This window comes from Nocardioides zeae, from assembly GCF_010686755.1.
Taxonomy (GTDB): Bacteria; Actinomycetota; Actinomycetes; order Propionibacteriales; family Nocardioidaceae; genus Nocardioides; species Nocardioides zeae.
In genome coordinates this window covers 214,702-234,017 of the sequence record NZ_JAAGXA010000008.1, presented here as the reverse complement: position 1 = coordinate 234,017, position 19,316 = coordinate 214,702, and the positions used below count along the sequence as shown (strand labels likewise).

Here is a 19,316-nt window from a genome sequence, read left to right as displayed (position 1 = left end):
CACCGCCTACGAACACCCCGAAGCCCTCAAGGAACGGGTGCACCTCATCACCGGCGGCGACTACTGGCCCTACGCCACCTCCACCAGCCGCCACGTCGACTACGACCACCCCACCCCCTTCGATCCCAGCAAGGCAGGACAACAGACCGGCACCCACAACTCCGGCCCCCTCGCCCGCCGCAACCACCGCTGGAAGACCCACGCCGGCTACCAAGCCCGCCAGCGCGCGCCCGGCCACTACGTCTGGCTCACCCCGAACGGCCTCGGCTTCACCACCGGCCCGAGCGGCACCCACCCCTGCTCGGAGAACGAGGCCCGCCTCCACCTCGCCCTCGCCGAGCGCCGTGGACGACCGGGAGGATGGTCGGATGACGGCGAACCCTGAGCCCGAGCTGCCACCCCTCCACGAGTCGCTCACCTGGCTCACCCCGCTGTCGGAGGCGCGTGCCGCGGCGCTGATCGCGTTCCTGACCGAGCCCGCCCCCGCCGACGTGCTGGACCTGGGCTGCGGGTGGGGCGAGCTCCTGCTGCGGGTGCTGGCCGCCGCGCCACGGGCTCGCGGCCGCGGCATCGACAGCGCGCCGGCGTCCATCAGCCGGGCAGTCCAGCAGGCGCGCGCCCGCGGGCTCGCGGAGCGGGTCGAGCTCGAGGTCGTCCCCGGCCGCGATGCCGACCTCACCCCGGCCGACGCCGTCATCTGCATCGGCGCCAGCCAGATCTGGGGACCACCCGTCGAGGAGGCGCAGCCGCTCGACTACGCCGCGGCGCTGCAGGCTCTCCGTCAGCTGGTCCGTCCCGGCGGGCGACTGGTCTACGGCGAGGCCATCTGGTCCGCCCCGCCCCACCCTGCGGCGACGGCGCCGTTGTCCGGTCGGGACGACGAGTTCGTGACCCTCGACGCCCTCGTGGAGCTGACCAGGGAGGCGGGCTTCGAGGTGCTCCGCGTCGACCAGGCGGACCTCGACGAGTGGGACGTCTTCGAGGCCGGCTTCCGCGACCGCTTCACCCGCTGGCTAGCGGCGCACGGTGACGACGACCCGGCCGCACCCGCCATCCGTGACCGTCACGAGCAGCAGCGCGCCGCCTACGAGGAGGATTACCGCGGCGTCCTCGGCATGGCCTACCTCTGCCTGTGCGGCTGACCCGGTCGAGCCGTCAGCCCAGCGCCCGGTCCAGGTTCGTCGCGGCGGAGATCAACGACAGGTGCGTGAAGGCCTGGGGGAAGTTGCCCAGCTGCTCCCCGGTGAGCCCGACCTGCTCGGCGTAGAGCCCGAGGTGGTTGCCGTAGGTCAGCATCTTCTCGAACGCGAGCCGCGCCTCGTCGTGCCGTCCCGCTCGGGTGAGCGCCTCGACGTACCAGAACGAGCACATCGAGAACGTCCCCTCCGCCCCGTCGAGCCCGTCGGAGGAGCCGTCGGCGCCGGGGTCGTACCGGAACACGAGCGAGTCGGTCACCAGGTGCTCCTCGACGGCTGCGAGGGTCGAGAGGAAGCGCGGGTCACCGGGCGCCGTGAACTTCACGAGCGGCATGAGCAGCAGGCCGGCGTCGAGCACGTCGCCGCCCTCGGTCTGGGTGAACGCGTCCAGCTCGGCGTTCCACGAGGCGCTCATGATCCGCTCGTAGATCTCGTCGCGCACCTTCCCCCAGGCGGCGATGTCGCCGGGCAGGCCGCGCTTGCGGGCGACGCGGATCATCCGCTCCACGGCGACCCAGCACATGAGTCGTGACGTGGTGTGGGGCCGGGGGTCCTCGCGGATCTCCCACATGCCGTGGTCGTCGCGGTCCCAGTTGCCGATGATCCAGTCGAGTACGGTGACGAGGTCGGTCCAGCCGTCGTGGCTGATGCCGCTGCCGTACTTGTCGAACAGGTAGATCGAGTCGATCAGCTCGCCGTAGATGTCGAGCTGCAGCTGCTCGACCGCCGCGTTCCCGACGCGCACGGGCCGCGACCCGCGGTGCCCGGACAGGTGGTCGAGCTCGTGCTCCTCGGTCGGCACCTTGCCGTCGAGGTCGTAGAGCACGCGGAGCGGTCCGAGCTTCTCGTAGGTCGGGTGGTCGGCGTCGGCCTCTCCGATCCGCTTCGACAGCCACGCCGTGAACGCGCCCGCCTCGTCGGTGAACCCCAGCCGCAGCAGCCCGTAGAGGGTGAAGGCGGCGTCGCGGATCCACACGTAGCGGTAGTCCCAGTTGCGTCCGCCGCCGATCTCCTCGGGCAGGCTGGTCGTCGGCGACGCGATGACCCCTCCGGTGGGCTCGTGGCACATCAGCTTGAGCGTGATCGCCGAGCGCTCGATGGTGCTGCGCCAGCGGCCGGAGTACGACGACGTGGCGAGCCAGCCACGCCAGTAGGCCGACGTCAGGTCGAGCAGCCGCTCGGTGTCGTCGACGGCGCAGGGCTCGGGGTCCTCGCCCTTGGGCACGACCTCGAGCACGAAGAGCGCGACCTCGCCGTCCTCGAGCGTCACCTCGCTCCGCACGACGCCCCCGTCGATGGTCAGGGGGTGGGTGGACGTCAGCATGAGGTCGACGTGCCCGTCGGGGATGTGGATGCCGGGCTCGACGGCCACCGGCTCCGCGGCGCTGGCCCCGTAGTCGTGCCGCACCTCGACCTCGGTGGCGATCGGCACCCGACCGCGCACCGCCGCGACGCGCCGCACGAGCCGCTGCTGGTGGTCGGGGTCGTGGGGCTGCAGCACCGGCATGAAGTCCTGCACCTCGATCACGCCGTCGGGCGTGAGGAACCGGGTGACGAGCACGGCGGTGTCGGGCAGGTAGTACTGCTGCGTGCGCGTCACCTCGCCCATCGGTGCGAGCCGCCAGGCGCCGCCGCGCTCCTCGTCGAGGATCGAGGCGAACACGCTGGGCCGGTCGAACCGTTCGGGGCAGAACCAGTCGATGGTGCCGTCGGTCGACACGAGGGCCGCCGAGCGGAGGTCCCCGATGATGCCGTGCGCGGCGATGTCGGGGGCGTCACCCGACGTGCGGGACTCAACCACCGAGCCGCCACCCGCCCGGGGCGAGGTCGAGCGCGGCCTGCGGCCCCCAGGAGCCCTGCGCGTAGGGGTGCACCTCGGGGCGGTCGTCCAGCACCGGCTGGCAGACCTCCCACAGCCGCTCGACCTCGTCGGAGCGCGTGAAGAGGGTCTGGTCGCCGTGGAGCACGTCGAGCAGCAGGCGCTCGTAGGCCTCGAGCGGGAACGACTCCGCGGTGCCCTGCACCTGCACCTGCATCGTCGCCATCGTGATGTCGAAGGCCCGCCCGGGCTTCTTCGCCCGCACGTCGACGGTGATCTGCGGCTCGTCGGTGAGCTCGAGCACGAGCTCGTTGCCGCACGACGGCTCCTCGAACATGTCCGACGCCGGGTCCCGGAATCGCAGCGTGATGGTGCGCCGTCCCTCGGCGAGCGCCTTGCCCGTGCGCAGCAGGAACGGCACGTCGCGCCACCGGTCGTTGTCGACGAAGACCTCGGCGGCGACGAACGTCTCGACCGTGGAGTCGTCGTCGACGTCCTCCTCGTCGCGGTAGCCCTCGTACTGCCCGAACACCACGCGGGCGGGGTCCAGGGGCCGTACGTCGCGGAACAGCGCCGCCTTGGTGTCGCGGACCGCCTGCGCGTCGAACGCCCCGGGGTCCTCCATCGCGACGAAGCCGAGCAGCTGGCAGAGGTGCGTCGAGATCATGTCGCGCAGGCAGCCCGTGGACTCGTAGAAGCCGGCTCGCCCCTCGATGGTCAGATCCTCGGGCACGTCGATCTGCACCGACGCGATGGAACGGCGGTCCCAGGCCGGCTCGAACAGGCCGTTGGCGAAGCGCAGCGCGAGGATGTTCTGCACCGCCTCCTTGCCGAGGAAGTGGTCGATGCGGAAGACCTGCTCCTCGTCGACGGCGTCGAGCAGCACGCCGTCGAGCTCCTCCGCCGACGCCAGGTCGAGACCGAACGGCTTCTCCACGACGAGGCGGGCTCGCTCCGTGATGCCCTCCCGGTCGAGCATGCCGATCATGTCCGTCATCGCCGACGGCGGCACCGACAGGTAGACGAGCCGTCGCACGTCCGCGACGTCGGCGCCCGCCTCCTCGGCGACCTTCTTCTCGGCCTCGCCGATGGCGGCGGCCAGGTCGGCGCCGTCGTCCGCCGAGGCGGTCTGGAAGGACAACCGCTCGACCAGCCCGTCGACGGCGTCGCGCTCGTCGTCGTCCGCCTTCTCCTGCAGGGCCTCGCGCATCTGGTCGCGGAACTCGTCGTCCGAGCCGGGGGAGTGCCGACCGGACCCGATGATCGCGTAGGACGCGGGCAACCAGTCCGACGCGGCGAGGCGGAGGAACGCGGGGAAGAGCTTGCGCTTGGCCAGGTCGCCGGTGGCTCCGAAGAGCACGATGACGCTGGGCGGCGGGGTCGAACCGTTCGAGCCGGTCGCCGTGGAGGAGTCCGTCATGCCCCCTTTGCTACTCCCGCCCTCCAACCCGCCCGGATGAGCGGGAGCCTCAGAACGTCGTGGCCGGCTCGGTCTCGCCCAGCAGCCACTCCGTCAGGAACGGCGTCAGGTCGCCGCCGGCCTGCTCGGAGAGCCACGGCCAGTACTCGTCGCGCCCGGTGGACACGAAGGCGTCGCCCGCGGCGTACGGCCACGCCCGGGTCATCGACCAGAAGACCTCGTCGCCGAGGCGGGTGCGCAGCTCGTGCCACATGACGCCCGGCGGGACGTAGATGTTGGACTGGCCGAACTGGTCGGGGTCCCAGTCCGCCGGCGGTCCGGCCTCGTCGCGGTAGGACTGGTCCTCGGCGCCGTAGGTCGCGACGTACTCGTCGACGTCGATGTCGTAGGTCTCCGCCTCGTAGAGCATCTGGAGGTACATGGCCATGCCCTCGTTCATCCAGACGTCGCGCCAGTCGTTCGGGGACACCTTGTCGCCGTACCACTGGTGGACGATCTCGTGCACGATCACCTCGGGCGACAGCGTGTAGGGCGTGTTGCCGTAGGTGATCATCGTCTGGGTCTCCATGGCGCTCTCGGAGTCGACGACGACGGAACCGAGGCTGTCGAAGGGGTAGGGCCCGAGCTTCTCCTCCACCCACGCGAGCGCGTCCTTCGTCTCCTCCATCGCCTCGAGGATCCCCGCGTCGCCGGACGGCGTCCAGTAGGCCAGCGGCACGCCCGAGTCGCTCTCGTCCTCGGTCAGCTCGTAGTCCCCGACGGCGATCGTCGACAGGTACGACGACATGGGCGCGTCGGCGTGGAACCGGTTGACCGACTCGAGGTCGTTCGACTCGGAGAAGGTCAGCACGCCGTTGGCGACGCCCTGCCAGTCGGGCGACGTGTGCACGGTGATGTCGTAGATGGCCTTGTCGGCGGGCTGGTCGTTGACGGGATACCAGGTGAACGCGCCGTACGGCTCCTGCATCGTCCACAGCCAGCCGTCGTAGTCGGACGAGTCGGAGCGCTGCAGGCCGACGCCCTCGAAGTCGGACCGGGTGGTCGGCGCGTCGACGGGCTGCGGCGGGCCGCCGTAGGCGACCTCGACGACGTACCGCTCGTCCGCCGTCACCGGCACGTCCACGACGAGGTCCTTGCCGTCGTGCTCGAACGCGTCCGTCGGCTCGCCGTCGACGGAGACGGACGCGACGTCGAGGTGCTCGGCGAGGTCGAGCTGGAAGCGCTCCGCGGTCGTCGTCGCGCGGAACGTGACCGCCGTGGTCGCCGTGAAGTCGTCGTCCTCGGGGAACCAGGAGAAGTCGATCGCGTAGTGCAGCGCGTCCACCCCGGGGTCGCCGACCTCCGGGTAGACCGAGTCCTCGCGCGGCTCGCTCACCGCCGCCGCCAGCGCGGGCTCGGTGGGGGCCGCGAGCTCCGGTACGTCGACGGGGTCGCCCTCACGGTCCGTCGGGTCGTCGGTCGGCTCGTCGTCGGAGTCCGCGTCGGGGCCCGCGGAGCGGTTCTCATCGGCGCGGTCGTCGGCCTGGCGGTCCCGCACCTGGTCGACGACGAGGATGACCGCCAGCGACGTCACCGACGCCAGCACGAAGGCGACGAGGAACGCGATGACGACCGTCCCCCGCCCCTGCGAGCGTCGACCGCCGGACCGAGGGGGCAGCGGCGGTGGCGGCAGCGGGGAGGACATGTGACCAGTCTGCCCGCCCGGGAGGCGCTGCGCGTCACCAACGCTCGCTACCGTTGCGCCCCGTGTCCACGCTGTTGATCCGCCAGGCGCGCCTGGTGCCCGTCGGGCCGGCCGTCACCGCCGGCCCCTCGCCCCGTCCCGTCGACGTGGTGGTGACCGACGGCCGCGTCACCGCGGTCGGCGCCGACCTGCCCGTGCACCCGGGGGCCACCGCGGCGGAGGTCGTCGACGCCGAGGGACGCTGGCTGATCCCGGGCCTCTGGGACCAGCACGTGCACCTCGGCCAGTGGACGCTCGCGTCGCAGCGCCTCGACCTCGCCGCGGCCCGGTCGCCCGAGGACGCGACGCGGATGGTGGCGGAGCGGTTGGCCGAGCAGCCCGGGCACCCCGTCATCGGCTGGGGACACCGCTCCGGCGGCTGGGAGCGCGACGTCACGGTCAGCGAGCTCGACGCGGTCTCCGGCGAGGTGCCGGTCGTGCTCATCTCCGGCGACGGCCACCACGCCTGGCTCAACACGACGGCGCTCCTCCACCTCGCCATGCCCGTGCGGGACTCGGTGGTCCGCGAGAAGGAGTGGTTCGCGGCGTACGCCCGCCTCTCCACCCTCGTCGGCGACGACGGCACGTCGCCGGCGGCCTACCGGCGCGCCCTCGACACCGCCGCCTCGCTCGGCGTCGTCGGTCTCGTCGACTTCGAGTTCTCCGGCGGCGCGGCCGACTGGCTGCACCGCTGGGAGCAGGGGTGCGACCGGCTGCGGGTGCGGATGTCGACGTACGCCGAGGGGCTCGACGAGGTGCTCTCCCTCGGCCTCCGCACGGGCGACGTGCTGCCGGGCGTCGCCGACGTGACCGGCCCGCACGACGACCGCCTGCAGATGGGGCCCCTCAAGATCATCTCGGACGGGTCGCTCAACACGCGCACGGCGTGGTGCTGCGAGCCGTACGCCGACGCCCACCGCCTCGAGTACCCCGCCGGCCAGCCCAACCTCTCGGGCGCGGAGCTGCGCACGCTCCTCGAGCGCGCGCACGCCGCGGGCCTCGAGGTGGCGACCCACGCGATCGGCGACGCGGCGGTGGCGGCCGCGCTCGCGGCGTACGCGACGACCGGGGCGCGCGGCTCCATCGAGCACGCCCAGATGGTGGGGCGCGCCGACTCGCGGCGCATGGCCGAGCTCGGCATCCGCGCCAGCGTGCAGCCCGCGCACCTCCTCGACGACCGCGACCTCACCGAGAAGATCTGGCAGGAGCGCTCCAGCCGCTGCTTCGCGTTCCGCTGGATGCTCGACGACGGCGTCGAGCTCGCGCTCGGCTCCGACGCGCCGGTCTCGCCGCTCGACCCGTGGCTCGCGATGGCCGCGGCCGTGCACCGCAGCGCCGACGAGCGCGAGCCGTGGCACGGCGAGCAGGCCCTCACCGTCGCCGAGGCGCTCGCCGCGTCCACCGACGGCTGGGGCACCGTCGCGCCCGGTCACCCGGGCGACCTCGTGCTGCTCGACGCGGACCCGTACGCCGCGTTCGACTCCTCCGCCGAGCAGGGCGCGTGGCTCCGGGAGATGCCCGTGGCGGCGACGTACGTCGCGGGTGAGGCCGTGTACGGCGCGGGGATCGAGCTGGGCTGAGTCAGCTGTCCAGCAGCTCGACGATCGCCGCCGCGGCGGCGCGCTGACCGGACTCGAGCGGGTGGTAGGGCACGGCGCCGGTGGTGTCGCCGCCGTTGATCCACGGCTCGTCGGAGCAGAGCGCGTGGCCCTGGGTGGCCGCGTAGAGGTCGACGAACTCGACCCCGGCGGTCTCGGCGGCGCGCTTCTGCGCGTTGGAGAGCTCCTGGTTGAGGAGACGGGCCAGGCCGATGGTCTGGGCGTCGAGCGGCACGTCGTCGCAGCCCTCGCTGCCGGAGGGCACGACCTGGGGGTAGCCGACGACGAGCACCCGGGCCTCGGGCGCGCGCTCCTGCACCTGCGCGATCGCGCCGGCCAGGTCGGTCGACAGCTGGGCGAGACCCGCCTGCACCGCGGCGACGTCGATGTCCTCGCAGCCGGTCTGCACGCAGTCGCCGGCCAGCAGCGCGAAGGCGCCGAAGTCGTTGCCGCCCGTGCTGATGGTGACGATGTCGGTGTCCGCGGTGACCGCGTCGATCTGGGCGGGGACGTCGCCCGTCGCGAGCACCTGCGGCGCCAGGAGGTCCGCGGTGGTGGCGCCCGAGCAGGAGACGTCCGTGAGCTCCGAGCCGCCGAACGCGCCCTGCACGAGGTGGGGGTAGTTCACCTCGGAGCGACCGCACAGGCCCGAGGAGTCGTCGGCCGGCTCCACGCCGGGCGCGGCGGTGTAGGAGTCGCCCATCGCGACGTAGGACTGGTCCGCGAAGTCGTCGGAGTCGTCCGTGCGCACCTCGGGCCCGTCAGCGCCGGGTGCGGCCGACGAGGGCTCCGCCGTCGCCACGGCCGGGCCGTCGGAGTCGTTGCCGCTGCACCCGGTGAGGACGAGGGCGAACGCGAGGCCGGCGACGACACGGCGGGGGAGCGAGGTCATGCGCATCAGTATCCGCTCTGGTGGCCGAGGGTGGAACCGACGGGCGGCTCGCCCGCGTCTCCTCGGCAGCACACCTGATCCAGCGGAGGAGAGCGGCGATGAAGAAGACGGTGATGCTCGGGGCAGCACTGCTCGTCGTCGTGCTCCCGCTCGGTGGGTGCGGCTCCGCGACGTCGTCCACCACCGCGGCGGCCGTCGAGACGTCGCCCGTCGCCGACACCGGCGACTGCGGCGGTGGGGTCGCACCCGCAGTGGTGCGTGGGACCGGCTACTACGACTACGACGTCATGCCGAACCTTTCCGCTGCTGTCGAGAAGCACGACGTGGCGGTGGCAGGGCGTGTGACCGGCTGGTCTGGGGGCCGCTCCGTCAGCAGCGGCGACATGATCTCGCGCTATGCCACCGTCACCGTGCAGGTCGACCTTGCCGTCAAGGTCGCTGATCCCTCCCAGCGCGACGTCGCGTACGTCGCCGTCAGCCTCGGGTCGGATCCGGTCGGCCCCGATGGTGCCGCCGTGGGGAGCGTCCCGACGCTCGACGAGCTCGAGCGCGCGGTCCCCACGGGGACCCGCGTCATCGCGATCGGCAACACGGTTCCCGCTGACGAGGAGGAGCGGTACGGCTCGCCGTTCGTGGTCGAGGGCTACGAGGTCGGACGCCCTGCGGGTGCACCGCTGGCAAGCCTCACCGTCCAGGGCGCTCTCGCCGAGACGACGAACGGGTGCACGGTCTCGCTCCGAGCCCAGGACGAGGACCTCTCGTACTGGACCGTGCACGCCGCCGAGCTCGCCCGCAACGCGGCGACGGCCACGACGAGCCCCGGCAGCTTCCAGAACCTCGTCGACGAGCTCGCGAGCTCGACCGCGGGCTGAACCTCGACCGCAACTGTGCGGCTGGAGCAGCCTGGGTCGAGCCTGGCCTGCGCCATCCGCACATTTCCGAGGCGATCGCGGTGGGGGTGGATCGCCCGACGCCTCACCAGCCCACCGCGCCGCCGGTGGCCGTTCACGCCAACGCCACCACCAGCTCGCGCACGACCTCGGGATCGCCGAGCGCGTCGCCCCACAGCTCGCGCACGCGTCCCATGCGGTAGCGCACGGTCTGCGGGTGCACGAACAGCGCGGCGGCGACCTCCTCGCGTCGGCCCTGGTGCAGCAGCCACGCGCGCAGCGTCTCCTCGAGCCGGGCCGCGGTGTCGGGGCGCACGCCCTCGAGCGGGGCCAGTGCGCGGGCGCGCAGGGCGGCGCGAGCGGCGGGGTCGGCGTGGACGACGAGGTCGACGAGCACGTCGTCGGTGTCGAGGAGCCCGTCCACCCGGTCCGTCCCGTCGGGCCGGGGGAGGCCGAGGGCGCGCTCGACCCGGTCGTAGGAGGTGCGCACCTCGAGCCACGGCACCGTCGGGCCGACGACCGCGTCGTACCTCCCCAGCTGCTCGAGCAGCAGGGAGCGCCGGACGTCGGGCACGAGGAGGAGCGTGCGCTCGCCGTCGGCGAGGGCGGGGAGCTCGTCGGCGGGCTGCAGGGTCGCGGGGTCGACCGAGGTGAGCACGGCCCGGACCTGGTCGCTGCGCACGACGAGGGCGGTCAGGGTCTCGGGCGGCTCCCAGTCGGTCGAGGCGACGACCGCGTGCACCGCGTCCGCGGGGGCCCGCTCGAGCAGCAGGTGCGCGATGCGCTCCAGGCGTCGGCGCCGCACGCGGCCGCTCGCTGCGAGCTCGTCGGCGTGCCCGGCCGCGCTCGCCGCCGAGAGCTCGTCGATGAAGGCGAAGACGAGCTCCGCGAACTCCGCCAGCATCCGGGCGCCGACACCGTGGTCGACGGCGACGCGGGACAGCTCGCGCCAGGAGACGCGCGCCCCGATCCGGTACGCCGCGAGCAGCGCCTCCATCGACCGTCCGCTGCGCGCCTCGCCGCGGCCCAGGTCGTAGGCGCCCCGGGTCGAGGCCGTCGCGGGTCGCCGGGGGTCGCGACGGGTGCCCGCGGCGGCGGGGGTGCCGGACACGAGGGCGACGAACCCGCCGAGCGCGAGCTGCACGGCCTGCCGGATCGTGGCGCCCATCGGTCCGGACAGGGCGTTCTCATAGCTGGGGACCTCGGTGATGATGGCGTCGACGGTGCGGTCCGCGACGTCGGGCAGCGCACCGCGCAGCGCGGTCACGGCTCCCTCCGAGAGGGTGACTGCGTCGTCTGCCGGATCCATGGACCACCTCCGAGTTGTTCCGAGCGAACAACATCATGCCGCAACTTCACCTGCGCAGCGTGACGACTTCGAGCGCCCGCGGCCCCACGATGGACGCATGAGCTCCTCTGTGCCCCTGCTGACGACGACCGCCGGTCGCCGTCCAGGCTCCACGACGCTCCGCGCGCGCCTCGAGCGGATCGCGAACGCGGCGGTGACCCCGCTCGTGCCGGCCGACTACCTCGACCTCTTCAACCCGCTCCGCGCCGGCGCCGAGCTGCGCGGGAAGGTCGTCGCCGTCACCCCCGAGACGGCCGACGCCGCCACCATCGTCATCCGGCCCGGCCGCGACTGGGCCGGGCACGTCCCGGGCCAGTACGTGCGGGTCGGCATCGACGTCGACGGCGTTCGCCAGTGGCGCGCCTACTCGCTCACCCACGGCCCGCGCCCCGACGGCAACATCTCGATCACGGTGAAGGCCGTGCCCGACGGCGTCGTCTCGCACCACCTCGTGCACCGCGTGCGGGTCGGCACCCTGGTCCACCTCGAGCAGGCCACCGGCGAGTTCGTGCTGGCGCCCGAGGTCACCGACGGCCCCGGGACGGCCAAGCTGCTCTTCGTGACGGCCGGTTCCGGCGTCACCCCCGTCGTCGGGATGCTGCGCAACCTGTTCCCCGTGACCGACGCCGGCGTCGTGCGGCCCGCCCGCAGCGCCCACCTCGACATCACGGTCGTGCACGTCGCGCCGAGCCGTCCCGACTCGATCTTCATCCGCGACCTCGAGGCCCTCGACGCCGCCGGCGCGATCCACCTCGTGGCGCGGTACGACGACGTGCACGGCCTCCTCGACGTCGACACGCTCGGCGACCTGGTGCCCGACCTGGGCGAGCGCGCGACGTACGCGTGCGGTCCCGGGGGCCTCCTCGACGCCCTCGAGGCGCACCACGCCGCGCGGGACCTCGTGCTCTACACCGAGCAGTTCCGGCCCGCGACGCTCGTCGTCGGCGAGGGCGGCGAGGTCACGTTCGCCGGTGGCGCCAGCGTCGAGACCGACGGGGCCACGACGCTCCTCGACGCGGGCGAGTCCGCCGGCGTGCTCATGCCGAGCGGTTGCCGCATGGGCGTCTGCTTCGGCTGCGTCGTCCCGCTGAAGGAGGGCTCGGTGCGCGACCTGCGCAACGGCGCCCTCACCACCGCGGTGCCCGGGGAGACCGGGCCCGAGGGCATCCGCATCCAGACCTGCATCACGGCCGCCGCCGGCCCGTGCCACCTCGACGTCTGATCCCCAGGGAGGACTCACCATGACCGTCGTCACCAAGAAGGACCAGAACCCCGTCGCCCACCTCACGCCCGAGGACATCGAGCAGCTCGGCGTCGAGCTCGACGCCATCCGCCAGGAGGTGCTCGACACCCGCGGGGAGCGCGACGCGGCGTACATCCGCAAGGTCATCGACGCCCAGCGCAAGCTGGAGCTCGGTTCGCGCGCGGTGCTGCTCGCCAGCGCGTTCCCCCCGGCGTTCGTCGTCGGCACGATCGGCCTCTCCATCGCCAAGATCGTCGAGAACATGGAGATCGGCCACAACGTCATGCACGGCCAGTGGGACTGGATGCGCGACCCGAAGATCCACTCGACCACGTGGGAGTGGGACAACGCCTCGACGGCGGAGGGCTGGAAGCACAGCCACAACGAGGTGCACCACACCTACACGAACATCGTCGGCAAGGACAACGACCTCGGCTACGGCATCATGCGCGTCGACGAGGACCAGCGCTGGGTGCCGATGTACCTCGCGCAGCCCCTGTGGAACTTCATCAACGCGTGCTTCTTCGAGTACGGGATCGCGGCCTACGACCTCGAGCTCGGCAAGAACCTGAAGACGCCGAAGGACCGCCGTCCGGAGTCGTTCAAGAAGGCCGCCCGCGCCACGCTCGGCAAGATCCGCAAGCAGATGACGAAGGACTACGTCGTCCACCCGCTGCTGTCGCTGCCGACCGGCTCCTTCCTGCCGACGCTGGCCGCCAACTTCACGGCCAACCTGGTCCGCAACGTGTGGAGCCACTCCGTGATCATGTGCGGCCACTTCCCCGAGGGCGTCGAGACCTACGAGAAGGCCGCCATCCCGGAGCGGGAGACGCGCGGCGAGTGGTACCTGCGCCAGATGCTCGGCTCCGCCAACATCTCCGGCTCGAAGGCGATGCACTTCATGACGGGCAACCTGTCGCACCAGATCGAGCACCACCTGTTCCCCGACCTGCCGTCGAACCGGTACGCCGAGGTGGCCCCGAAGGTGCAGGCCCTGTTCGAGAAGTACGACCTCAACTACCACTCGGCCTCCCTGCCCGCGCAGGTCTACTCGGCCTGGCACCGGGTCGTGCGCCTCTCCCTGCCCAACGGCTGGATGGAGACGACGACGAAGGAGAACCTGCCGAGCCAGCTCAAGATGCTCTGGGCGATGACGACGGGCGACCGCAAGGTGCGCCGCGTGGCCCAGCTGCGCCTCGAGCAGCAGGCCCGGCGCCTCCGCGCGCAGAAGAAGGCGGACGTCGCGCGCGTCGCCTGATTGAGGCGAGCCGTCGTGGGGTAGAGGCGGTCCGGCCCTCGCTGTCTTCCCGAGCCGCCCGCGTCTGGGCGCGGACGACGAGTGCTGGAAGGACACCCCATGAGCACCTGTGCCGTCTGCGGACACCAGATGCCCCACGACGCCGCGTTCTGCGACACGTGCGGCACGCCGGCCGACGCGACCCACGTCACCGGCGGCCCCTCCCCGTCCGCGCCCACGGACCCGGGCGAGGCACCGACGAGCGTCAGCGGCGGGCTGCCGCCGTCCTCGTCGTACGGCGCGCCGTCGGGTCAGCCGGGCGGCTACGGCCAGTCCGGAGGCCAGTCCGGCGGGTACGACGCGGGCTACCCCCAGTCCGGCGGCTACGGCCAGCCGGGCGGCGGCTACGGCGGTGGCTACGGCGGCGGTGGCTACGGGGGGAGCGGCTACGGGGGTGGCGGCTACGGCGAGCTCGGCCAGCCGTCGCCCAACCGCGGCGGCGGCCGCGGCAAGTGGGTCGCGATCTGGGGCGCCGTCGGCGTGCTCGTCGTGGGCGCCCTCGTCCTCGTGCTCGTGCTCACCGGGGTGTTCGGGGGCGACGACGACAAGGACACGGCCGACGACCCCGAGACGAGCACCACCGACGGCACGGACGGCACCGACGGCACGGACGGGCCCGACGGGTCCGGCATCACGCTCGGCGAGGTCAACGAGATCCCGGTCGACGACGACCAGGCCGTGCTCACGGTGGAGGCGTACGAGTCGCAGATCGTGCTGCTCTCCAGCTCCGACGACATGGGCATCCCCTTCCCCGAGGACGCCGCGCTGCAGGTGACCTCGGCCCAGGGCTGGTACGGCGAGGAGGGCTTCGCGGCCTTCGTGCCGGAGCGCTCGGGCGAGCAGGAGGTCGAGTTCAACGTCTTCGCGGGCTCCGACACCGTCGAGGTGTTCGTCGACGTGGTCGACGCCGAGACCCTCGAGCTCGGCGACACGGTGCCGCTCCCGGCGGGCTCGCCGATGGGTGCGGCGATCTACGAGGACCTCTCGGGGGCCTTCGTGCTGCCCGAGGGCATGTTCATCTCGGGCTGCACCAGCGACGCCATCTGCGACCTGCAGGGCACGGTGCTCGCGATCGCCGACCGCTCGCGGCTCTCCCCGGCGCAGGCGCCCCAGGGTGCCGGTGTGTGGGGCGAGGGCGGCACGACGCTCGAGACCACCATGCCGCCCGGTGGCGGCAACGCCCCGTTCGTGGCGACCACGAGCGGTTCGCTCACCGTGTTCCTCGAGAACATCGCCGACCCCGCGGTCGACTTCCGGCTCCAGGTCTTCGACAAGCACGGCAACGAGATCTGCAACCGCGACAGCTCCTTCGGTGACGAGACGTGCCTCATCCAGGTGCGTCAGGGCGACGACTACTCGGTCGTCGTGTCGGAGTACGACGAGGACCCGCAGGCCACCGGCGACATCCGGCTGCAGCTGATCCCCGGCACCAACGAGTGACCCTCCTGACCCGGACCGGGCCCGGATCACGCTATTGAACGCGTGACAACAGGGCCCGGTCCGGGTTATTCGCTACCAGCTGAGAAGATCTAGGCAAGCGACCGCGGGGCCCGCGTCGTCGTCCCCGGGCGCCAGCTACTTCAGCGTGGCGATGACTCGAGTGGCGGTTCGCCGCGTTGACTTGAGTGAAGTCTCGACAACTCCCAGACGCGAAGCCCGGTGAGCCCTAGCATTCTCCGCACATGTGGACGATGGGGGAGTATCGCAGTGGGAGCGAATGACGTAATTCTGCTGGGCGACATGGTCGAACGGTCTAGGGCCGAGACAGCCGGTCTTGACGCGGCGGCTCAGGAGGCCTATTTCGTAAGTAAGCACCTGTTGCGCGAATACCGTCCGACCCACGACGACCTACTGGCCGGGATCGTGGACGGCGGGAACGACGGCGGCATCGATACGATCTCAATCTTCGTTAACGGATATTGCGTTCGGGACGATACTGACCTCGGCAAATTGGGCAGGAACGCCCAGTTGGACCTTGTGTTTACGCAGGTAAAAAACACGAAGGGCTTCTCGGAGAACGCGGTCGAGAAAATGATCGTGCATATTCCGGAGTTGTTGAACTTTGATCGTGACGAGGCCGCACTTTCAAAGCGCTTCAATGGGCGAGTAATTGAGATTACGAGACGCTTTCTCGTTGCTTATCGCGACCTTGACATGCCTAATCTCTCAATTTACTGCGCATTTGCTTCGCTCCGAGCGGTTGAAGTGCATGCCAACACCGTCGCCAAGGGTGAGTTGCTGAGCGCGGCCCTCGTCGACTGTTTCGGTTCTTGCATTCCCCAGGTCAGCTTCCTCGACGCTACTGCCGTGGCCGGGATGGCGCGAGAGCGGCCGCCCACATCGCGGGAACTTGCGCTCGCTGAGAACCCCATTTCAACGGACACGGCTGGTGGCTACATCGGTGTCGTGAAGCTTGATGAGTATCAGCGTTTCATCACCGATTCGAGTGGCAAGTTGGACGCGTCCTTATTCGAAGCCAATGTGCGAGACTACGAGGGCGAGACCGGCGTCAATCGTAGTATCCAAGCGACTCTCACCAAAGAGGACAAAGGCGTTGACTTCTGGTGGCTCAACAATGGAGTCACCATCGTTGCGGACAAAGTGCAACCCGCCAGCAAGTTGCTCGAACTCGAATCTCCTCAAATTGTCAACGGGCTGCAGACTTCCCACGAGATTTTCAAGCGAGGTCGAGCGGAAGGGTTTTCGGAGAACCGGAGCGTTCTTGTAAAGGTGATCCAGGCCGCAGATGATCGTGTCAAAGACAGAATCATCCAAGCTACGAACAGTCAGACGACTCTAGGCACTAGCGCACTCCGCGCGACCGATCTTGTCCAGCGACGGATTGAGGAGCACCTCCGGACACAGGGCTTGTACTACGAGCGTCGCAAGAATTTCTACCACAATCGCAATATCCCGTTGACCAAACTCGTGTCAATCGACCAGATGGGCCAGGCGGTCATGTCGACTTTGGTCCAAGTGCCGCACATCGCTAGAGGCGAAGTCTCGGCCATTTTCAGTGAGGAAATTTACCCCGTTGTCTTCAGCGAGGCCCACCCGATCCAAATGTATTCCGTAGCTATCACCTTGCAGCGGCGTGTGGAAGAGTTCCTTCACTCGTCGACGGATACGCGAGGCGACGCGGAGAACTTTGTCTTTCACTTGGCGATGCTCGCCACGGTTGCACTCACTAGGAAAATGAATCCTAAGTCCGCTGACTTGGCTGAGTCCCTGCAGACTCCTTCGGATCGAATGCTGCGAGAGTTGCTGCCGCTGGTGCGCGAGGAATTCGCGTACGTCGCGGAACGGAGGGGCGAGGTCCTGTTTGAGCGCGTCGCCAAAGATGCACTTACCAGTAAACGCCTTCAGGAGCGTGCTCAACGCTATCTCCTTGGTAGCGCTCGGCGGTAGGTCGTCCGCGGAGGGACCGAGCGTGCGTGGGGTGCATCCTCCTGCACCGGCGACATCCGCCTGAAGCTGATCCCCGGCACCAACGAGTGACCCTCCTGACCCGGACCGGGCCCGGATCACGCTATTGAACGCGTGACAACAGGGCCCGGTCCGGGTCATGATGCGCGGCATGGCGCAGACCCCGGCTCCCTCCAGCCACCCCTCCCCGCGTGAGCATGTCGACGTCCTCGTGATCGGGGCCGGTCTCTCCGGCATCGGTGCCGCGGCCCGGCTGACCCGCGACCACCCCGACCTCGACCTGCGGATCCTCGAGGCGCGCGACGCGATCGGCGGCACGTGGGACCTGTTCCGCTACCCCGGGGTGCGCTCCGACTCGGACATGTACACGCTCGGCTACCGCTTCAAGCCCTGGCTCGGGGAGAAGTCGCTGGCCGACGGAGCCTCCATCCGGGAGTACGTCGAGGAGACGGCCGCGGAGCACGACCTCGTCGACCGGATCAGGTTCGGCCACAAGGTGGTCGGTGCGGCGTGGGACTCCGCCACCTCCCGGTGGACGGTCGAGGTGGTCGTCGACGGCGAGCGCGCGACGTACTCGGCCGGGTTCCTCTACTGCTGCGCCGGCTACTACGACTACGACGCGGGCTACCGGCCCGCGTTCCCCGGCGAGGAGCTGTTCGAGGGCGAGCTCGTGCACCCGCAGGCCTGGCCCGAGGACCTCGACCACGCCGGCAAGAAGGTCGTGGTGATCGGCTCCGGGGCCACCGCGATCACGCTCGTGCCGTCGATGGCCGGCACGGCCGAGCACGTCACGATGCTGCAGCGCACCCCGACGTACGTCATCTCGATCCCCGCCCGCGACCAGCTCTCGCTGCTGGCGCGCAAGGTCCTGCCCGAGATGACGGCGTACCAGCTGACGCGGTGGCGGAACGTGCTGCAGCAGATGGTCTTCTTCAACGCCAGCCAGGCGTTCCCGTCCGTCGTGAAGCGCGGCGTGCGTGCCTGGACCAAGCGCCAGGTGCCGGACCTCGACGTCGACACGCACTTCAACCCGCCCTACGACCCGTGGGACCAGCGGTTCTGCGTCGTCCCCGACGGCGACCTCTACCGGGTGCTGCGCTCGGGGGAGGCGTCCATCGCGACCGGGCGAGTCGCGACCTTCACGCCGACCGGCATCCGGCTGGAGAGCGGCGAGGAGATCGAGGCCGACATCGTCGTCACCGCCACCGGGCTCAACCTGCTCGCCTTCGGCGGCCTGCAGTTCACGGTCGACGGCGCCGAGGTGAAGCTGCCCGACACGATGAGCTACCGCGGCCTCATGCTCACCGGCGTGCCGAACTTCGCCTACACGATCGGCTACACCAACGCCTCCTGGACGCTGAAGGCCGACCTCGTGGCCGACTACGTCTCGCGGCTGCTCGGGCGGATGCGGCGCGACGGCCTGCGGAAGGTGGAGGTGCACCGCGACCCGACCGTGGCGGAGGCGCCGCTGCTGGGGCTGGAGGCCGGCTACGTCCAGCGCTCCGTCGACCAGCTCCCCAAGCAGGGCGACGAGGCGCCGTGGAAGGTCGTGCAGAATTACCTGTACGACATCCGGGCCCTGCGCCGCTCCGACCTCGACGACGGAGCGCTGACCTGGTCGTGAGTTACCTATGAGTAGCATGGCGCGCATGTCTGCGTCGCCCGCCACCACCTACGTCTCCTGCACCGTCGAGGACGGCATCGCACGCGTCGTGCTCGACCGCCCCGACAAGCTCAACGCGCTCACCCTCGACACCCTCGAGGACCTGATCCGCGTCGCGCGGTGGCTGCGGCACGACCGCACGCTGCGGGCGGTGATCCTCAGCGGTGCCGGCGAGTCGTTCTGCGCCGGGCTCGACTTCGGCACGGTGCTGAAGCGGCCCGGCCGGGTCGCGCGGGCGCTCGTGCCCTCGCCCCTCCGGGGCACGAACACCTTCCAGGAGGCGTGCTGGGCCTGGCGGCGGCTGCCGGTGCCCGTCATCGCGGCGGTGCACGGCCACTGCTACGGCGGGGGCCTGCAGATCGCGCTCGCCGCGGACTTCCGGTTCACGACCCCCGACGCCCGCTGGTCGGTGCTCGAGGGCAAGTGGGGGCTCATCCCCGACATGAGCGGCGTGCGCAGCATCTCGGAGCTCGTCGGGCTCGACGTCGCCAAGCGGCTCGCCATGACCGCGGAGATCGTCTCGGGCAAGGAGGCGCTCGACCTCGGCCTCGTGACGGGCGTCGACGCGGACCCGGTCGCCGCTGCGGAGTCGCTGGTGGCCGAGATCAAGGCCAAGTCGCCCGACGCGGTGGCCGCCGCGAAGCGTCTCTTCGACGGCGCGCGCACCTCGAGCGCCCGGCGCACGTTCGCGCGGGAGCGCATCGAGCAGGTCATCCTGCTCGCGACCCGCAACACGCGCGTCGCGCGCGAGTCGGCGTTCGCCAAGATCGCGCCCACCTTCGGGCCGCGCTCGCGCTGAGG

Annotated in this window: 14 protein-coding genes and 1 pseudogene; 10 read left to right on the top strand and 5 right to left on the bottom strand. The window is 70.8% G+C overall.

Annotation, left to right across the window (positions count from 1 at the left end):
* Together G3T38_RS13285 and G3T38_RS13280 are read left to right on the top strand one after the other, a co-directional pair.
* Positions 1 to 385: pseudogene (locus G3T38_RS13285) on the top strand (hypothetical protein); the annotation flags it as partial.
* Positions 369 to 1,142 (top strand): SAM-dependent methyltransferase, encoded by a 774-nt coding sequence (locus G3T38_RS13280; protein ID WP_163772777.1) that lies wholly within the window; start codon positions 369 to 371, stop codon positions 1,140 to 1,142. The pseudogene G3T38_RS13285 and the gene G3T38_RS13280, both read left to right, overlap by 17 nt.
* Before the next feature lie 13 nt (positions 1,143 to 1,155).
* Here G3T38_RS13280 and G3T38_RS21730 read toward each other — a convergent pair whose 3' ends face one another.
* From G3T38_RS21730 to G3T38_RS13265, 3 genes are read right to left on the bottom strand one after another with little or no spacing between them, the layout of a single operon-like run.
* Positions 1,156 to 2,997, bottom strand: a complete 1,842-nt coding sequence (locus G3T38_RS21730; RefSeq protein ID WP_163772776.1) for a glycoside hydrolase family 15 protein — start codon at positions 2,995 to 2,997, stop codon at positions 1,156 to 1,158.
* Positions 2,990 to 4,435: a glucose-6-phosphate dehydrogenase gene (zwf, locus tag G3T38_RS13270; protein ID WP_163772775.1), complete on the bottom strand. Its 1,446-nt coding sequence runs from the start codon at positions 4,433 to 4,435 to the stop codon at positions 2,990 to 2,992. Before zwf ends, G3T38_RS21730 begins: the two co-directional genes overlap by 8 nt.
* A gap of 49 nt (positions 4,436 to 4,484) precedes the next feature.
* Complete coding sequence (locus G3T38_RS13265; RefSeq protein WP_163772774.1) at positions 4,485 to 6,119, bottom strand: M1 family metallopeptidase; 1,635 nt, start codon at positions 6,117 to 6,119, stop codon at positions 4,485 to 4,487.
* A 62-nt stretch (positions 6,120 to 6,181) separates the two neighbouring features.
* On the opposite strand from G3T38_RS13265, the gene G3T38_RS13260 reads away from it, so the two are divergent.
* A complete protein-coding gene (locus G3T38_RS13260; RefSeq protein ID WP_163772773.1) occupies positions 6,182 to 7,738 on the top strand; it encodes an amidohydrolase family protein in 1,557 nt (518 codons plus the stop codon).
* A 1-nt stretch (position 7,739) separates the two neighbouring features.
* Here G3T38_RS13260 and G3T38_RS13255 read toward each other — a convergent pair whose 3' ends face one another.
* Positions 7,740 to 8,648, bottom strand: a complete 909-nt coding sequence (locus tag G3T38_RS13255) for an SGNH/GDSL hydrolase family protein (protein ID WP_163772772.1) — start codon at positions 8,646 to 8,648, stop codon at positions 7,740 to 7,742.
* A gap of 98 nt (positions 8,649 to 8,746) precedes the next feature.
* Between G3T38_RS13255 and G3T38_RS13250 the strand changes: the two genes are divergently transcribed.
* Positions 8,747 to 9,520 (top strand): hypothetical protein, encoded by a 774-nt coding sequence (locus tag G3T38_RS13250; protein ID WP_163772771.1) that lies wholly within the window; start codon positions 8,747 to 8,749, stop codon positions 9,518 to 9,520.
* Between the two features lie 133 nt (positions 9,521 to 9,653).
* Here the strand turns inward: G3T38_RS13250 and G3T38_RS13245 are convergent, their stop codons facing one another.
* Positions 9,654 to 10,847 carry a helix-turn-helix domain-containing protein gene (locus G3T38_RS13245; protein ID WP_163772770.1) on the bottom strand — a complete coding sequence of 398 codons (1,194 nt, stop codon included), beginning with the start codon at positions 10,845 to 10,847 and terminating at the stop codon, positions 9,654 to 9,656.
* Positions 10,848 to 10,944: 97 nt separating this feature from the next.
* Between G3T38_RS13245 and G3T38_RS13240 the strand changes: the two genes are divergently transcribed.
* From G3T38_RS13240 to G3T38_RS13215, 6 genes are all read left to right on the top strand, one after another.
* Positions 10,945 to 12,108, top strand: coding sequence for a ferredoxin reductase (locus tag G3T38_RS13240; protein ID WP_174267953.1), 1,164 nt, complete (start codon positions 10,945 to 10,947; stop codon positions 12,106 to 12,108).
* A 19-nt stretch (positions 12,109 to 12,127) separates the two neighbouring features.
* A complete protein-coding gene (locus G3T38_RS13235) occupies positions 12,128 to 13,387 on the top strand; it encodes a fatty acid desaturase family protein (RefSeq protein ID WP_163772769.1) in 1,260 nt (419 codons plus the stop codon).
* A 99-nt stretch (positions 13,388 to 13,486) separates the two neighbouring features.
* On the top strand, positions 13,487 to 14,866 hold the full coding sequence (locus tag G3T38_RS21045) for a zinc ribbon domain-containing protein (RefSeq protein ID WP_194247577.1): 1,380 nt from the start codon (positions 13,487 to 13,489) through the stop codon (positions 14,864 to 14,866).
* Between the two features lie 267 nt (positions 14,867 to 15,133).
* Positions 15,134 to 16,834, top strand: a complete 1,701-nt coding sequence (locus tag G3T38_RS22710; protein ID WP_163772768.1) for an AIPR family protein — start codon at positions 15,134 to 15,136, stop codon at positions 16,832 to 16,834.
* 169 nt (positions 16,835 to 17,003) lie between these two features.
* Positions 17,004 to 18,476, top strand: coding sequence for a flavin-containing monooxygenase (locus G3T38_RS13220; protein ID WP_163772767.1), 1,473 nt, complete (start codon positions 17,004 to 17,006; stop codon positions 18,474 to 18,476).
* 25 nt (positions 18,477 to 18,501) lie between these two features.
* Positions 18,502 to 19,314, top strand: a complete 813-nt coding sequence (locus G3T38_RS13215) for a crotonase/enoyl-CoA hydratase family protein (protein WP_163772766.1) — start codon at positions 18,502 to 18,504, stop codon at positions 19,312 to 19,314.
* Positions 19,315 to 19,316: the final 2 nt, after the last annotated feature.

What these genes read in the sequence shown, in the direction of transcription:
- G3T38_RS13245 (WP_163772770.1), bottom strand. Translation starts at nt 10,847, where the DNA reads ATGGATCCGGCAGACGACGCAGTCACCCTCTCGGAGGGAGCCGTGACC.
- G3T38_RS13240 (WP_174267953.1), top strand. Translation starts at nt 10,945, where the DNA reads ATGAGCTCCTCTGTGCCCCTGCTGACGACGACCGCCGGTCGCCGTCCA.
- G3T38_RS13235 (WP_163772769.1), top strand. Translation starts at nt 12,128, where the DNA reads ATGACCGTCGTCACCAAGAAGGACCAGAACCCCGTCGCCCACCTCACG.
- G3T38_RS13265 (WP_163772774.1), bottom strand. Translation starts at nt 6,119, where the DNA reads ATGTCCTCCCCGCTGCCGCCACCGCCGCTGCCCCCTCGGTCCGGCGGT.
- G3T38_RS13280 (WP_163772777.1), top strand. Translation starts at nt 369, where the DNA reads ATGACGGCGAACCCTGAGCCCGAGCTGCCACCCCTCCACGAGTCGCTC.
- G3T38_RS13250 (WP_163772771.1), top strand. Translation starts at nt 8,747, where the DNA reads ATGAAGAAGACGGTGATGCTCGGGGCAGCACTGCTCGTCGTCGTGCTC.
- G3T38_RS21045 (WP_194247577.1), top strand. Translation starts at nt 13,487, where the DNA reads ATGAGCACCTGTGCCGTCTGCGGACACCAGATGCCCCACGACGCCGCG.
- G3T38_RS13255 (WP_163772772.1), bottom strand. Translation starts at nt 8,648, where the DNA reads ATGACCTCGCTCCCCCGCCGTGTCGTCGCCGGCCTCGCGTTCGCCCTC.
- G3T38_RS13220 (WP_163772767.1), top strand. Translation starts at nt 17,004, where the DNA reads ATGGCGCAGACCCCGGCTCCCTCCAGCCACCCCTCCCCGCGTGAGCAT.
- zwf (WP_163772775.1), bottom strand. Translation starts at nt 4,435, where the DNA reads ATGACGGACTCCTCCACGGCGACCGGCTCGAACGGTTCGACCCCGCCG.
- G3T38_RS13215 (WP_163772766.1), top strand. Translation starts at nt 18,502, where the DNA reads ATGTCTGCGTCGCCCGCCACCACCTACGTCTCCTGCACCGTCGAGGAC.